Source organism: Micrococcus sp. CH7 (genome assembly GCF_001595485.1).
In the GTDB taxonomy this organism is placed as follows: domain Bacteria; phylum Actinomycetota; class Actinomycetes; order Actinomycetales; family Micrococcaceae; genus Micrococcus; species Micrococcus luteus.
The window spans coordinates 56915-71831 of the sequence record NZ_LOSQ01000046.1 but is presented as its reverse complement, the minus strand read 5'-3'; the positions used below and the strand labels follow the sequence as shown (position 1 = coordinate 71831).

General features: G+C 73.7%; 12 protein-coding genes. 6 read left to right on the top strand and 6 right to left on the bottom strand.

What is annotated here, in order from left to right; translation table 11 throughout:
* Positions 1–43 precede the first annotated feature (43 nt).
* Positions 44–1177: an acyl-CoA dehydrogenase family protein gene (locus AUV08_RS11240; RefSeq protein WP_061873251.1), complete on the bottom strand. Its 1134-nt coding sequence runs from the start codon at positions 1175–1177 to the stop codon at positions 44–46.
* Between the two features lie 165 nt (positions 1178–1342).
* On the opposite strand from AUV08_RS11240, the gene AUV08_RS11235 reads away from it, so the two are divergent.
* Complete coding sequence (locus AUV08_RS11235; RefSeq protein WP_061873266.1) at positions 1343–2287, top strand: PaaI family thioesterase; 945 nt, start codon at positions 1343–1345, stop codon at positions 2285–2287.
* A gap of 133 nt (positions 2288–2420) precedes the next feature.
* Here the strand turns inward: AUV08_RS11235 and AUV08_RS11230 are convergent, their stop codons facing one another.
* The 3 genes from AUV08_RS11230 to AUV08_RS11220 are packed head-to-tail and all read right to left on the bottom strand — an operon-like array spanning position 2421 to position 5993.
* Positions 2421–4124 carry a cytochrome b/b6 domain-containing protein gene (locus AUV08_RS11230; RefSeq protein ID WP_231862098.1) on the bottom strand — a complete coding sequence of 568 codons (1704 nt, stop codon included), beginning with the start codon at positions 4122–4124 and terminating at the stop codon, positions 2421–2423.
* Between the two features lie 52 nt (positions 4125–4176).
* The gene (locus AUV08_RS11225) at positions 4177–5214 is read right to left on the bottom strand and encodes an electron transfer flavoprotein subunit alpha/FixB family protein (protein ID WP_061873250.1); all 1038 of its coding nucleotides are present in this window, start codon (positions 5212–5214) and stop codon (positions 4177–4179) included.
* Positions 5211–5993 (bottom strand): electron transfer flavoprotein subunit beta/FixA family protein, encoded by a 783-nt coding sequence (locus AUV08_RS11220; protein ID WP_061867548.1) that lies wholly within the window; start codon positions 5991–5993, stop codon positions 5211–5213. Before AUV08_RS11220 ends, AUV08_RS11225 begins: the two co-directional genes overlap by 4 nt.
* Positions 5994–6172: 179 nt before the next feature.
* Here AUV08_RS11220 and AUV08_RS11215 point away from each other — a divergent pair, with 179 nt between their 5' ends.
* The 3 genes from AUV08_RS11215 to AUV08_RS11205 all read left to right on the top strand — a co-directional run bounded on the left by AUV08_RS11215 (position 6173) and on the right by AUV08_RS11205 (position 9895).
* A complete protein-coding gene (locus AUV08_RS11215; protein WP_061867549.1) occupies positions 6173–7087 on the top strand; it encodes an NUDIX hydrolase in 915 nt (304 codons plus the stop codon).
* A gap of 184 nt (positions 7088–7271) precedes the next feature.
* Positions 7272–8690 carry an L-serine ammonia-lyase gene (locus AUV08_RS11210; protein WP_061867550.1) on the top strand — a complete coding sequence of 473 codons (1419 nt, stop codon included), beginning with the start codon at positions 7272–7274 and terminating at the stop codon, positions 8688–8690.
* Positions 8691–8797: 107 nt separating this feature from the next.
* Positions 8798–9895 (top strand): YihY/virulence factor BrkB family protein, encoded by a 1098-nt coding sequence (locus tag AUV08_RS11205; RefSeq protein ID WP_227717929.1) that lies wholly within the window; start codon positions 8798–8800, stop codon positions 9893–9895.
* Between the two features lie 93 nt (positions 9896–9988).
* Here AUV08_RS11205 and AUV08_RS11200 read toward each other — a convergent pair whose 3' ends face one another.
* Positions 9989–10969: a thermonuclease family protein gene (locus tag AUV08_RS11200; protein ID WP_061867551.1), complete on the bottom strand. Its 981-nt coding sequence runs from the start codon at positions 10967–10969 to the stop codon at positions 9989–9991.
* A gap of 150 nt (positions 10970–11119) precedes the next feature.
* Positions 11120–12052: a TspO/MBR family protein gene (locus AUV08_RS11195; protein ID WP_041102773.1), complete on the bottom strand. Its 933-nt coding sequence runs from the start codon at positions 12050–12052 to the stop codon at positions 11120–11122.
* 114 nt (positions 12053–12166) lie between these two features.
* Between AUV08_RS11195 and AUV08_RS11190 the strand changes: the two genes are divergently transcribed.
* Together AUV08_RS11190 and poxB are read left to right on the top strand one after the other, a co-directional pair.
* On the top strand, positions 12167–13063 hold the full coding sequence (locus AUV08_RS11190; protein WP_049146689.1) for a haloacid dehalogenase: 897 nt from the start codon (positions 12167–12169) through the stop codon (positions 13061–13063).
* Between the two features lie 130 nt (positions 13064–13193).
* Positions 13194–14909, top strand: coding sequence for a ubiquinone-dependent pyruvate dehydrogenase (poxB, locus tag AUV08_RS11185; protein ID WP_049146688.1), 1716 nt, complete (start codon positions 13194–13196; stop codon positions 14907–14909).
* Positions 14910–14917: the final 8 nt, after the last annotated feature.

Here is a 14917-nt window from a genome sequence, read left to right as displayed (position 1 = left end):
GGGGCGCCGTGCTGGGTGGGGCGACCGGGTGGGGCCCCGGACGTCAGGCGATCAGGCCGCGACCCACGATCATGCGCATGATCTCGTTGGAGCCCTCGAGGATCCGGTGCACGCGCAGGTCCCGGACGAGCTTCTCCACGCCGTACTCGTGCAGGTAGCCGTAGCCGCCGTGCAGCTGCAGGGCGGTGTCGGCGGCCTCGTAGCCGTGTTCGGTGGCCACGAGCTTGGCCATGGCGCACAGGCGCACGGTGTCCGGGTCGTTGCGGTCCAGGGCGTCCGCGGCGCGCATGAGCATCGTGTGGGCGGTCTCCAGCTTCACGGACATGTCCGCGAGCTCGAAGACGAGGGCCTGCTTGGTGGTGAGCGGCTCGCCGAACGCGCTGCGCTCCTTGAGGTAGCGGGTGGCCTTGTCCAGGGCGGCCAGGCCGCCGCCGATCGAGCAGGCGCCGATGTTCAGGCGGCCGCCGTTGAGGCCCTTCATGGCGATGCGGAAGCCGTCGCCCTCCTCGCCGAGGCGGTCGGCCACGGGCACGCGGACGTCCTCGAAGATCACCTGGCGCGTGGGCTGGGTGTGCCAGCCCATCTTCTTCTCGTTGGGGCCGAAGGACAGGCCGGGGGTGTCCTTGTGGACCACGACGGCGGAGATCCCCCGGGCGCCCGTGTCCGCGGTGCGGCACATCACCACGTAGCAGTCGGACGCGCCGGCGCCGGAGATGAACTGCTTGACGCCGTTGAGGACGTAGTGGTCGCCGTCGCGGACGGCGCGAGTCTTCAGCGCGGCCGCGTCCGAGCCGGCGCCGGGCTCGGTGAGGCAGTAGCTGGCCAGGTGCGCCATGCCCGCGAGGTCGGGGATCCAGCGGGCGCGCTGCTCGTCGCTGCCGAAGGAGTCGATCATCCAGGCGACCATGTTGTGGATGGAGATGTAGGCGGCGAAGGCCGGGTCCGCCTTGGCGAGCTCCTCGAAGATCAGGATCGCGTCCGTGCGCTCCAGGCCGGTGCCGCCGTGCTCCTCCCCCACGTAGATGCCGCCCAGGCCGAGCTCGCCCGCCTCGGCGAGGACGTCCACCGGGAAGTGCTTCTCGGCGTCCCAGTCGAGGGCGTGCGGGGCGACGCGCTGCTCGGCGAAGTCGCGGACGGCGTCGACCAGGGCCTTCTGGTCGTCGGTGATGGGGAACATGGGTTCGTCCTCCTGGGGCTCGGGCCGGCCGCGCGGGCGGTCCACGACGGGGTGGTGCGGGGGTGACACCGCGGGCGGCGACAGGGTGTGACTGTCGTCACCACGATAATAGGACATCCAATGATCAGCCGTGTCGCCGCCGGGCCGTGGGCTAGCGTGCTCCCCGTGCAGACCACCACCAGCCCCACCGCGGACTCGCCCACCGGCCCCCGCTCCCACCCCTCCGGCCGCACGGAACAGCTGTTCGGCATCCGCCGCCATGCGCTGATGACCGAGCGGAACGGCGCCCTCAACCCGGCCGCGTTCGAGGTCGGCCCGTGGTGCCTCGACCTGGACGGCCGGCCCACCGGCGCGGCGGCCACCGTGATCATGGACAACGCCACCGCGGTGGCCGTGCACCACGCGGCCCGAGACATCGAGACCGTGGTCACCACCGAGCTGCAGGTCAACGTGCTCGGCCCGCTGCCCGCCTTCGACGCGGCGGTCGCGGCCGGGGACGAGGACGGCCCGCTGCTGGAGTGCTGGACCCGCCCGCTGGCCTGGGATGCCGCCGGCGGCGTGGCCCGCGCGTGGCTCGAGGACGCGGACGGGCGTCGCGTGGTCGAGGCGACCGGCTGGTTCCAGTCGGTGCCGGCCGGAGCGCCGGAGCGGATGGCCGCGTTCGTCGCGGCCGGGCGGCTGCCCCGCAGGGCCGAGACCCGCGTGCCCATGCCGGGGCTGCTGGCCGCCCGCCCCGAGTCGCTGCCGACGGCCGATCCGGACGTGCGCCCCGCCGTCGCTGCCGCGGCGAGCGCGGGCGCCCGCTTCGCCCCGAAGCCGGAGCTGGCCAACCCGTCGGGCGCGGTCCACGGCGGGGCCATGACGCTGCGGGCGGTCACCGCCGCGCAGGCGGCCATGCCGGACCGCGAGCGCTACGACGTCCAGGCCGTGCGCGTGGTGTTCGTGCGCCCGGGCCACGGCGAGATGGTCGCCCTCACGCGGGTGCGGCACGCGGGCCGGTCCCTGCGCCTCGTGGACGTGGACCTCGTGCCGGTCGGCGCCGACGGCGTCCCCGTGGCCGACAAGCCGATGGTCCAGGTGCAGGTCACCTTCCGAGCTGCCCGGAGCTGACGCCCCGCACGCCCGAGCGCCCGAGCGCTTTCGAACGTGAGAGAGGCCCTATCCCACGTTCAAAAGCGCTCATTCCCCCGACATCACGTTCGAAAGTCCGGGGAGGAGGAGGCGTCGCCGTCGTGGGGCCGGCTCAGCGGCCCACGGTGCCGAAGCGGGAGGCCACGGGGGCCGTGAAGGCGGGCTTCAGGAAGAACCAGGCGGCGGCGGTGACCGCCACGCTCACGAGGAACACCACGAGGCCCCACGCGTCGGTGGCGCCGCCGCGCGAGGTGTACATGTGGTTCAGGTTCGTCAGCAGGCCCGTGAAGGCCACGAGGAACACGTGCACCACGATGAACGCCACGAAGAAGACCATCACCGGGAAGTGCACCTTGCGGGCCACCTCCATGGGGAACGCCTTGTTCAGTCCCTTGGCCTCCGTGGGGAACCACGAGGACATGCGCCAGCCCGTGAGGGCGGCGAGCGGGGCGGCCACGAACACCACCAGCGCGTAGGAGAGCATCTGCAGCGCGTTGTAGTGCACCCAGCCGTTCTCCGTGGGCCAGTCCAGGGACAGGTATTGGATGCCGGCGGACAGGGCGTGCTGGAACACGTGCGGGTCCGTGGGCACGATCCGCGCCCAGTGGCCGGTGACGATCAGCAGCACCACGAAGATCGCGCCGTTGAGCAACCACAGCGCGTCGAGGGCCTGGTGCATCCAGATGGTGAGCGAGAACTTCTTCGGGGTGTTGCCCCGCGCGGAGAACAGGCCGTCCTTCGTCGGCGTGAAGTTGGCCGGAGGCCGTGTCTCGTGGCGGATCTGCAGGCCCGTCCGGATGATCAGCACCATCAGGAACATGTTCAGGAAGTGCTGCCAGCCCATCCACCAGGGCATCCCCTCGGGGGTGCCCTCGGGCAGGACCGGGTGCCCGTCGTAGGTCGCGATGAAGTCCGCCACCGGGTCCAGGCTCCGCAGCCAGCGTCCGGCCAGCACCGCGAGCAGCGCCAGCACCACGACGCCGGCCACCGCCGGCAGCGCCTTGCGCAGACGGGACGGGGCGGCGGACTCGGCGGCGTCCGTCTCCGCGGCCCGAGCGGGCGTGCCGGGGGCGGCACCGGGGGCGGCCCGGGGCGGCTGCGCGGCGGAGGCCGGCGGGGCCGAACGGGTGTCCGGCGCGGTGGGGGCCGGCTCCGCGGTCGGCGCCGCGGCCACGGGGGCGGCGACGGCCGGTGCCGCATCGGCCGGCTCGGCGACGACCGGCCGGGCCGGCGCCGCGGCGGCGGGCTCGGCCGCGGACTCGGCGGTGGCCGGCTCCGGTGCGACGACCTCCTGCGCCACCGTCTCCGGCGCGGTGGGGGCGCCCACGGCGGCCAGCTCGGTGAACCACTCCCCCTCCCGGGCGAACGGCACGTACCCGGCCATGCGTCGCCGCTCCGCGAGCGGCACGAGGTCGGACTCCACGGGCGCGGCGGGCGCACCGGTCGCGGCGGCGGCGACGGCGGCCGCCACGTCCGGCACGACGGGCTCGGTCTCCGCGGGTGCGGGGGCCCGCGTCGGGGACGCCGAGGCGGCGATCGGCTCGGGGGCGGCGGCCGGGGTCGATCCCGCGGCCGGAGTGGGGGCACCGCCGAGCCACTCGGCCTCGCGGGCGAACGGGACGTACCCGGCCATGCGGCGTCGCGCGGACAGGGGCGTCAGGGCCGACGCCGACGCGGTCGGCGCCACCGGGGCGGCGGGCGCGACCACCGGGGCGGGGGCCGCCGTCGTGGTGTCCTGCGCCGGGGCGGGGGCGGGCTCGGTCTCGGCCGGGGCGCCCTTCAGGGGGACGTAGCCGGCCATTCGCTGCTTGGGCATGCTTCTCCTCGTCCGAGGGGCGCGGTCCGCAGCGGACCGCGCCCGCACCGGTTCAGCCGCGGCGGGTGCGCAGCTGCTCGATGACCTGCGGGACCACCTGGAAGATGTCCCCGACCACGCCGAAGTCGGCGTGCTCGAAGATCTCGGCGTCCTCGTTCTTGTCGATCGCCACGATGGTCTTGGCGGTCTTCATGCCGGCCAGGTGCTGGATGGCGCCGGAGATGCCGAGGGCGATGTACAGGTTCGGGGACACGATCACGCCGGTCTGGCCCACCTGGCGCTCGGCCGCGGTGTAGCCGGAGTCGACGGCGGCACGCGAGGCGCCCACGGCGGCGCCGAGCTCGTCGGCGAGCTGCTCGACGATCGCGAAGCCCTCCTCGGAGCCCACGCCGCGTCCGCCGGCGACGACGGTCTTGGCGCCGCGCAACGGCGGACGGGCGGAGTTCTGCGTGCGGGCGTTCACCTCGAGCACCCGGGCGCCGGCGGTCACCGGGCCCAGCTCGGCGGCGGCCAGCTCCACGACCTCGGGCGCCTCGACGGCCGGGGCCCGGTCCGCGACGGCGCCGGGGCGCATGGTGATGATCCGGGGGCCGCCCTCGCCGGTGGACTCGCTGAGGTAGTCGCCTCCGAACACGGAGTGGCGGGCGATGACCTCGTCGTCGGCCCAGCGCAGCCCCACGGCATCCGCGCAGACGGGGCCGCGGGCGCGGACGGACAGGCGGCCGGCCACCGCGCGGGACTCAGGACTGCCGGAGAGCAGCACGGCCACGGGCGCGGTGCGGGCGGCCGCGGCGGCGAGGGCCTGCACGGCGGCGTCGCCGAGGGTGGTGGCGGCGTCGTCGGCCACGAGGACGTGGACGCGCGTGGCGCCGTACTCCCCCAGCCGGGCGACGGCGGCGTCCCTGCCCTCCGCATCGGTCACGAGGACGGCCTCGGGCACGCCCACGGAGGCGGCCGCGCCGAGCAGCTCGGCCACGACCGGGCGGAGCGCGCCGTCCGCGCCGATCTCGGCGTGCACCAGCACGGTCTGGCCGCTGTTCGCGGCGTCGGTCTGCGTCGTCATCTCGGTCTCCTCCACGTTCGCGCTCACACGAGCCCCCGACCCGCGAGGAACTCCACCAGCCGCTCGGCGGCGGTGCCGTCGTCGGTGATCTTCTCGCCCGCGGCGCGCTCGGGACGCGTGTCCGCCGAGACCATCACGGAGCGGTAGGCGGCCTCGGCCGGGCCCGCGGCGATGCCGAGGTCGGCCAGGGACAGCACGGTGAGCGGCTTCTTCTTGGCCGCCATGATGTTCTTGAAGTTCGGGAACCGCGGCTCGGCGGTCTTCTCCGTCAGGCTCGCCACGGCGGGCAGGGCGACGGCGGCGCGCACGTCCGCGTCCGAGGTCGCCACGGTGCCGATCAGCTCGCCGTCGGCCAGCTCGGGGGCCTCGGCGTGCGGCAGGTAGGGCCGCTCCAGGAGCTCGGCGACCATGGCCGGCACCACGCCGGTGCCGCCGTCCGTGGACACCGTGCCGGCGAGCACGAGGTCGGCGCCCTCCTTCTCGACGGCCGCGGCGATCACGCGAGCCGTCTGCACGGCGTCCGAGCCGACGAGTGCGTCGTCGGTGATCTGCACGGCGGAGTCCGCGCCCATGGCCAGCATCTTGCGTAGGGTCTTCGAGGAGTCCTCGGGGCCCACCGTCAGGGCCACGACCTCGATGTCCGCGCCGGCGTCCCGCCAGCCCAGGGCGACTTCCATGACCCGCTCGCTGATCTCGTCCGGCACGGGCTCGGCCGCGCCGTCGCGCACCACCCAGCCGGTCTCCAGGCTCAGCTCACGCTCCTGCCACGTGTCCGGCACCTGCTTGGCCAGCACCAGGATCTTCACGGCCTCTCCTCCTCGGCTCACGGTCTCGCCCCGGGGCCTCCGCCCCGAGCACGGTGACTTACGCTACAGACTACGGGTCCGCGCACATCCGGGCCGCATGACCCCCGCGCGGGAGCGGCCGGGGCCGCCGTCGTCGGCCCGTGCGTCCGGACCATGATCGCCCGAACCGAGGAGGCACCGTGAGCCCCGCCGCCCCGCCCGCCGAGCCGCCGGCCGCCGAGGACCGGCCCCGGGTCCCGGCGGTGCCCGCCTCCTCCCTCGTGCTGGTCCGGCCCGGGGCCGGCGGCGAGATCTCGGTGTTCACCGTCCGCCGCGCCGGGACCATGGCCTTCAGCGCCCACGCCACGGCCTTCCCCGGCGGCCGCGTGGACCCCGCGGACGACCTGTCGGACCGATTGTGGGAGGGCACGGATCTGGCCGACTGGGGCCGGCGCCTGGGGCTGCCGCGCGAACCCGTGGACGCCCACGGCACCCTCACGGAGCTCGACCCCGCCGAGGGCGCCGGCCGCGTGCTGGCCGCCGCCGTCCGCGAGACGTTCGAGGAGACCGGAGTGCTCCTGGCCCGGGACGCCGTCACCGGCACCCCCGTGGACCCGGCCCGGGTGGCCGCGTTCCCCGACGAGCTGCGCGACGCCGTCGAGCGCCACGAGGTGGACTTCGGGGAGCTGCTCGACCGCGAGGGGCTGCGCCCCGACGCCGGCGCGCTCGTGCCGTGGTCCCGGTGGATCACCCCGCACGGGGGCCCGCGCCGCTACGACACGTTCTTCTTCGCCGTCCACCTGCCGCAGGGCCAGTCCCCCGAGCGGATGTCCTCCGAGGCGGCCAGCCACGGCTGGGCGTCCCCCGCCGAGCTGCTGCGCCGCTTCCGGGTCGGTAAGGTCAACCTGATGGCCCCCACGTGGTGGCAGCTGCGCACCCTGGTCGACGCCGGCGAGGACGTCCACGCGGGCCGCTCCCGGTTCGAGCCCCTCGAGGGGGTCATGCTCGTGGCCGGGCAGGGGCCCGTGTTCCCCCACGCGGACGAGTATCTGCGTGACCTGACGGCGTTCCGTGCGGCCGCGCAGGTGGAGGAGTCCAAGGACAACATCCTCTGAGCGCTCCCGTCTCCGGTCCGTGCGGTGGGCGACGGGCCGGAGAGCAGCGCGGACCACGAGCCGCGACCCCATGGCCTGCCGGGCCCCGTGCCCCTAGTCTGGTCTGCACCGGATCACCCGGCTCCGCGCGTCCGGCCCCCACCCCCGGCCACCGCGCGTCCCGCTCGCACCCTAGGAGCACTGCATGGCGCTCAGCGTCCTCGACCTGTTCTCGATCGGCATCGGCCCGTCCTCGTCCCACACCGTGGGACCCATGCGCGCCGCCCGCCGCTTCACGGACAGCATGGGCCAGCACGGCGTCCTCGAGCGCACGGCCCGCGTGCACGCCGAGCTGTTCGGCTCGCTGGCGGCCACCGGAGTGGGCCACGGCTCGGACACCGCGGTGCTGCTCGGCCTGGCCGGCCAGGACCCCGAGACCATCGACCCGGACGCCTGCACCGGGCTCGTGGCGGAGATCGTCACGGGCGGTCGGCTGCCCCTGGACGGGCGCCACGAGATCGCCTTCGACCGGCAGGCGGACCTGACGCTGCACATGCGCGAGTCCCTGCCCGGGCATCCGAACGGCATGCGCCTGACCGCCTACGACGACGCCGGCGAACAGCTCCACACCCGCGACTACTACTCGGTGGGCGGCGGCTTCGTGGTCACCTCGGACGAGCTCGAGGCCGAGCTGGACGCCACCAAGGACGTCAACCGCACCGACGACGGCGACACCGGCGAACCGTACCCCTTCTCCACGGGCGCCGAGCTCGCCGCCCGCTGCCGCGAGGCCGGCCTGAGCATCGCGGAGCTCATGCTCGCCAACGAGGCCACCCGCCACGACCTCGACGAGCTGCGCACCCAGCTGCTGGCCATCTGGGCCGTCATGGAGGAATGCGTCCACAACGGCGTGACCCGCACCGAGCCGATCCTGCCCGGCGGACTGCAGGTCCGCCGTCGGGCCCCCGCGCTGCGGGAGCACCTGCTCCAGACCACCGACCGCACCGACCCCATGTGGGCCATGGAGTGGGTCAACCTCTTCGCGCTCGCGGTGAACGAGGAGAACGCCTCGGGCGGGCGCATCGTCACCGCGCCCACGAACGGCGCCGCGGGCATCATCCCGGCCGTCATGCTCTACTACATGCGCTTCGTGCTCCCCGAGGGCGCCACGCAGCAGGAGCGGGACGACAAGGTGGTCGAGTTCCTGCTCACCGCGGCGGCGATCGGCATCCTGTACAAGCGCAACGCCTCCATCTCCGGCGCCGAGGTCGGCTGCCAGGGCGAGGTCGGCTCGGCCTGCTCCATGGCGGCGGGCGCCCTGTGCGCCGTGCTCGGCGGCACCGTGGACCAGGTGGAGAACGCGGCCGAGATCGGGATCGAGCACAACCTCGGGCTGACGTGCGACCCCGTGGGCGGCCTCGTCCAGGTGCCGTGCATCGAACGCAACGCGATCGCGTCGGTGAAGGCCATCAACGCGGCCCGGCTGGCGCTGCTGGGGGACGGCTCGCACCGGGTGACCCTGGACCAGGCCATCACGACCATGCGCGACACCGGCGCGGACATGAAGTCCAAGTACAAGGAGACCTCGCGCGGCGGCCTGGCCGTGAACGTCATCGAGTGCTGATCGCCCGGGTCCGCGGCCCAGCGCCGCTCCGGTCGGGACGGACGGGGCACCCGTCCGCTACCGTGGGGCCCGACCCGCACCCTGCCCCCGAGCGCGAGAGGACCGACGTGGCCATTCATCCTGTGGACGCGACCCTGGAGGCCGCGAAGATCGATCCCGACCAGCGTGCCGAGAGGCTCAAGGGCGTGAAGCTCGACGGCGCCGGCTGGAAGTACGCGCTCACACGCGCGCTCAAGGAGTTCGGCAACGACGGCGGCACCGACCTGGCCGCGAAGCTCACCTACTACCTGGTGCTCTCGCTGGCTCCTTCCCTGCTGGCCGTGTTCTCCATCCTGTCCCTCGTGCTCGCCTCCAACCGCGGGGCCATCGACGATCTGCTGGGGGAGCTGACCGGCCTGGTCCCGAGCGACTACCAGCCGCTCGTCACGAACCTGGTGACCACCATGAGCGACTCGGCCGGCTCAGGCGGCGGGATCATCGCCCTCATCATCGGCATCGCGACCGCCCTGTGGTCCGCCTCCGCGTACGTGAAGGCGTTCAACCGCTCGGCCAACACGGTGTACGGCTACGAGGAGGGCCGCGGCCTGGTGAAGCTGACGCTGACCAACCTGCTCACCACGCTCATCCTGATCGTGGGCATCGTGGTCGTGCTGCTCTCGCTGGCGCTGAACCGCTCGCTCGTGGACGGCTTCCTCCAGCCGATCGCCGGGCCGCTCGGCATGACCGGCGTGGTGAACTTCCTCTCGGACACGTTCCTGCCGGTGTGGGCGTGGGCGAAGTGGCCTGTCGTCGTCGTGATCCTGCTGGTGCTGATCGCGACCCTGTACTACACCACCCCGAACGTCCAGAAGCCGCGCTTCCACCTCTTCGGCCCCGGCAACATCGTGGCGCTGGTGGGCATGGTGCTGGCCGCGGTGGCCCTGTCCGTGTACTTCACGCAGTTCGCCGGCTACTCGGCGTACGGTGCGATCGGCACGGTCATGGCGCTGCTGTTCGCCCTGTGGATCTTCAACATCGTGCTGCTGCTCGGCCTGGAGGTCGACGCCGAGGTGGAGCGTGCCCGCCAGCTCGAGGCCGGCCTGCCCGCCGAGGCTCGGGTGCAGCTGCCCCCGAAGGACGTGGCCGGGGTGGAGAAGCGCGCCGAGAAGCAGACGGCCGTGGAGGAGCGCGGCTACGAACTGCGGGCGGTCCACGAGGGCCGCTGACCGCGCCCGGCGCGGCGCCGAGCGCACGTTCCGCACCGACAACGACGGCCGCTCACCTGGCGAGGTGGGCGGCCGTCGTCGTGCGCGGGGCCCTCAGCGCCGGGCCGCGCGGTAGCCGCCCGCCTGCGCCGCGGAGGCGGAGGCGTAGCAGTGGCGCGCGTTGGTCTTGCCGTAGTGCTGCTGACCGGGCATGTGGTAGATGCCCGAGTTGTCGTTGGCCTTGACCGGGTGGGAGTCCGGGCACACGGAGTCGGCTCCGCTCACCGGCCCCGCGTCGCCGGCCGCGGGGGCCGCCTCCGGGGCGGGGGCCGGGGCCGCCTCCGGGATGGGCTCGGCCGCGGTGCCGCACTCCCCGGAGAACCTGCCGACGCCGTTCGCCCGGGCCTCCTCCCACGCCGCCTCGACCTCGGGCAGGAAACGGTCGTTGCCGTCGAAGACCGCCGGCTCGCCGTAGCCCAGGCGGGCCATCTCGGCGTTGAGCAGGACGCCGTCGGCGTACACGCCGGCGAGGAGGCGGTCGTAGCGGTCGTAGAGCCGGCGATCGTACCGCAGCACCACCGTGTCGCCGGGGCTGATCATCGACTTCAGCGCCGCCGTCGCCTCCGGTCCCATGCACTCGACCGGCTTCGAGGGGTGGTGGGTCTCGGGGGTGTCGATGTTGAGCAGGCGCACCCGCGTGGACACCTCGCCGAGGGTCACGCGGAGCGTGTCGCCGTCCGAGATCGACTCGACCGTGACCACGTCTCCCTCGACGTCGGCCGGGGCGGCGGGCGCCGCCGGCTCGGCACTGCGGGAGCCCTCAGCGGCACGCGACTCGGCGGCCCCGCTCGAGGACGACGCTGCGGCGCGCGAGCTCTGCGCGGCGGAGGAGGCGGCCAGCGACGACGCAGCGGCACGGCTCGTCGCAGCCGCGTCGACGGAGGGGGTGGGCGTCGTCGGCATCGTGCTGACCGACGCGGAGGTGTCGGCATCGCTCGCCGGGGTGACGCCGTCGTCGGTGGCGGTGCAGCCGGTGAGCAGGAGCAGGGACAGTGCGGCCGCGGGGAGCGCCGCGCGCAGACGGGCAAGGGGCACGAGGATCCTGGAGGGGAAGGGACGGGGACATGACGAAGGCCCCGCCGTGAGGCGGGGCCTTCGGATCACCACATCATCGCATGTGGGAGGCACAGGTGTTGCCGCACGTCACGACAGCATCGGTCCCCGTTCCGTCAATGACGACGGGGGTCAGCGACGGCCGTCGATGGGGTCGCCGCCGCCGTCGAGTGCGTCGAGGACGAGGTCGCGGGCCTCGCCCGTCGCGGACCGGCGGGAGAGCAGCAGCGCGGCCAGCCAGCACAGCAGGACGATCGCCGCGCCGCCCCACGCCAGGAGGGCGAGGCTGCCCGAGAGCAGCCCCGTGCCGTCCGCGCGGCCGACGCCGATCCACACCAGACCCCACGCGAGCGCGAACGCCGGAGCCGGGCGGCCGCCGTTGTACACGGCCGTGAACGCGCCGATCAGCACGGCCACCACGAGCATCACCTTCGCCCAGAGGGACGACTGCCCCGGATCGCCGACGACGCCGGTCGAGGCCAGCCACGCGGCCAGGTTCGCCACGGCGGCGATCGAGACCCAGCCCAGATGCAGGCCCTGCACCCCGTCCAGGAGGATCCGCTCCCCCCAGCTGTGCGCGCGGACGGATTCGAGGAGCACCAGGATCCACGCCAGGCACGTCAGCAGCAGCGCGATCACCACGACGCTCAGCCCCAGCAGCCCGGCCTGCACCGTCCAGATCCACGCGGCGTTGAGCAGCACCGAGACCAGGATCCACGGTCGCAGGCGGTCGTGACGGGCGGACTGGGCCGAGGCGAGGAACTGCCACACGGCGTACGCCAGCAGCCCCGCGTAGATCACGGACCAGATGCCGAACGCGGGGGTCGCCGGGGAGACCCAGGTGGCGTCCGGGCCGAGCCAGCCGCCCGCGGCCTCGGCCACGGGGGTCAGGCCGCCGACGACGCCGGAGCCCAGGAACGCGGCCACGACCGCGAGGATCACGACCACGAGCATGGCCACCCGGCCGCCCGTCGAGGACAGCCCCGTCCCCGAGCTGGGGACGCGCGCCGCGGCGTCGGGGCCGAAGGGGCTGCGGGACGGGCCGAGGTCGGTGGCGGTGCTCATGGGTGCTCCCGTGGGGTGATCGTCGGGGGTGTGCCCCGGGCGGGGCGGGTCTCAGGGTCAGCGTAGCCGCCGGGCCCATCGCGGGCACGGGCCACCGCGGCCTAGGGTGGGGGCATGCGCACTTCCTCCCCGATAGGACTCCTGCTGGACGTGGACGCCCCCGTGGCCTCCACCGAGACCCGGACCGTGCCGGAGGGGATCATCGACGTGCTCGTCCGCCTCGCGAGGCGCGGGGTGCCGGTCGGCTTCAACACGGGCCGCTCCACGGACTTCCTCCTGCACAACCTGATCGCCCCGCTGCGCGACGCGGGCCTCCCGGACGACGCTCCCTTCCACGCGATCTGCGAGAAGGGCGCCGTGTGGTTCCCGTTCTCCGCGGTGCCCTCCGGGGACCTGCCCGACGTCACCGTGGACGGCACCGCCCCGGACTGGCTCCGCACCGACCCGGACATGGCCATCGACGCGGACACCCGTGACGCGATCTGGGCCCTCAACGATGAGCGCGCCGGGGACCTGCAGTTCACCGACCGCACCAAGCTGGCCATGGTCTCCCTCGAGAAGACGGTCGGCGCGGACCAGACGGAGTACGAGCGGGTGCGCGACGACGTCGCCGCGGGCGTCGAGGATCTGCTCGCCGAGCGCGGACTCGCCGAGGAGGTGCGCGTGGCCCCCTCGGTGATCTCGGTGGACGTCGAGCACCGCTCCTCCGGCAAGGACCTGGGCGTCGAGCGCTGCTTCGACCTGCTGGCGGAGGCGGGCACCCCGGTGCCCGAACGCTGGCTCACCGCGGGCGACTCGCGCAGCGACTACGCCATGGCCGACCGGCTGCACGAGCGCGGACTCGCCGTGGAGCACATGGACGTGCGGCCCGCCGACGGCGTCCCCGAGAAGCCCTACGGCGTGGTGACGGCGGCGATCCTCGCCGAACGCGGCATCGGCGACGCCGACGACGTCCACGAGCGGGCGGGCGAGTCCCTGCTGCGCTGGGTGGAGCGCGACCTGCTGCGCTGACCAGGCCGGACGCCCCCTCTGCGGACGGCCGACCCTCCCCGGGCCTGGACCTCGACCCCTAGCGTGGAAGGGAATGCCGCGCCCCTGCCGAACCGGCCCGGGCGCCTCCCGACCAGAGAGAGGTTCCACCGTGGCCACCGTCGCCCAGAACATCGTCGAGACCCTCCACGCCTCGGGCGTGCGCCGCATGTACGGCGTGCCCGGGGACTCCCTCAACGGGCTGACCGAGGCCCTGCGCTCCCACGGCGGCATCCAGTGGGTGCACACCCGGCACGAGGAGACCGCGGCCTTCGCCGCCTCCGCCGAGTCCCAGCTCACGGACGAGCTCGCGGTCTGCGTGGGCTCGTGCGGTCCGGGCAACCTCCACCTGATCAATGGCCTGTTCGACGCGCAGCGCTCCCGCACCCCGGTGCTCGCGATCGCCGCGCACATCCCGTCGGAGGAGATCGGCTCGGGCTACTTCCAGGAGACCCACCCGCAGGACCTGTTCCGCGAGTGCTCCGTCTACGTGGAGCACGTCTCCTCGGCGGACCAGATGCCCCGTATGCTGCGCACCGCGATGCGGGCCGCCGTCGAGCAGCGGGGCGTGGCCGTGCTCGTGATCCCGGGCGACGTGGCCCTCACCGAGCTCTCCGCGAAGCCCGAGGTGATCCGTCACACGCCGTCCCGCGTCATCCCGGCCGACTCCGTGCTGCGCGAGGCCGCCGAGGCCCTGGACTCGTCCAAGCGGATCACCATCCTGGCCGGCGCGGGTGCGGCCGGCGCCCACGACGAGGTCGTGGCCCTGGCGGAGCGCCTGCAGGCCCCGATCGTCCACGCGCTGCGCGGCAAGGACCGGATCGAGTACGACAACCCGTATGACGTCGGCTTGACCGGCCTGCTCGGCTTCGCCTCCGGCTACCACGCGCTCAAGGAGGCCGAGACGCTGCTGATCCTCGGCTCCTCCCTGCCGTACCGGCAGTTCTACCCCGAGGACGCCACGGTCATCCAGGTGGACGTGCGCGGCGAGCAGATCGGCCGACGGGTGGCCGTGGACGTGCCGCTCGTGGGCGGCGTGAAGGAGACGGCCCAGGCCCTGCTGCCGCTGCTGCGCGGGAACTCGTCGTCGGCGTTCCTGGACAAGGCGCTCAAGCACTACGCCAAGACCCGCAAGGACCTCGACCAGCTGGCCACCCCGGGCCGTGGACGCGTGCACCCGCAGTATGTGGCCCGCCTCCTCGACGAGCTGGCCGACGACGACGTGGTGTTCCTGCCCGACGTCGGCTCCCCGGTGGTCTGGGCCTCCCGGTACCTGACGATGAACGGGCGCCGCCGGATCATCGGCTCCCTGTCCCACGGCTCCATGGCCAACGCGGTTACCCAGGCGGTCGGCGCCCAGGCGGTCGACCCCACCCGCCAGGTGGTGGCGATGGCCGGCGACGGCGGGCTGGCCATGATGCTCGGCGAGCTGATGTCGTTCGTGCAGAACGGCCTGCCCGTGAAGACGCTCGTGTTCGACAACGACTCGCTGAACTTCGTGGAGCTCGAGATGATGGCCGCCGGGTTCGTCCCCTACGGGACGAGCCTGGAGAACCCGGACTTCGCGGCGATCGCGGAGGCGATCGGCATCAAGGGCTTCCGCGCGGACCACACGACGGACCTGCCCGCGGTGATGCGCGAGTTCCTCGCCCACGACGGGCCGGCGCTGCTGGTGGTCAAGACCGAGCGTCAGGAGCTGACGATCCCGCCGAGCATCGAGTTCGAGCAAGCCAAGGGCTTCGCGCTCTACGCCATGCGCACCGTCCTGGACGGCAAGGGCACCAAGCTGCTCGACCTCGCGAAGGCGAACCTGCGCCAGCTCTTCTGACCTGCCGC

Bases quoted from the DNA above. Each gene is read 5' to 3' on its own strand.
- AUV08_RS11240 (WP_061873251.1), bottom strand. From the start codon at position 1,177: ATGTTCCCCATCACCGACGACCAGAAGGCCCTGGTCGACGCCGTCCGC.
- AUV08_RS11230 (WP_231862098.1), bottom strand. From the start codon at position 4,124: ATGCCCAAGCAGCGAATGGCCGGCTACGTCCCCCTGAAGGGCGCCCCG.
- AUV08_RS11210 (WP_061867550.1), top strand. From the start codon at position 7,272: ATGGCGCTCAGCGTCCTCGACCTGTTCTCGATCGGCATCGGCCCGTCC.
- AUV08_RS11195 (WP_041102773.1), bottom strand. From the start codon at position 12,052: ATGAGCACCGCCACCGACCTCGGCCCGTCCCGCAGCCCCTTCGGCCCC.
- AUV08_RS11190 (WP_049146689.1), top strand. From the start codon at position 12,167: ATGCGCACTTCCTCCCCGATAGGACTCCTGCTGGACGTGGACGCCCCC.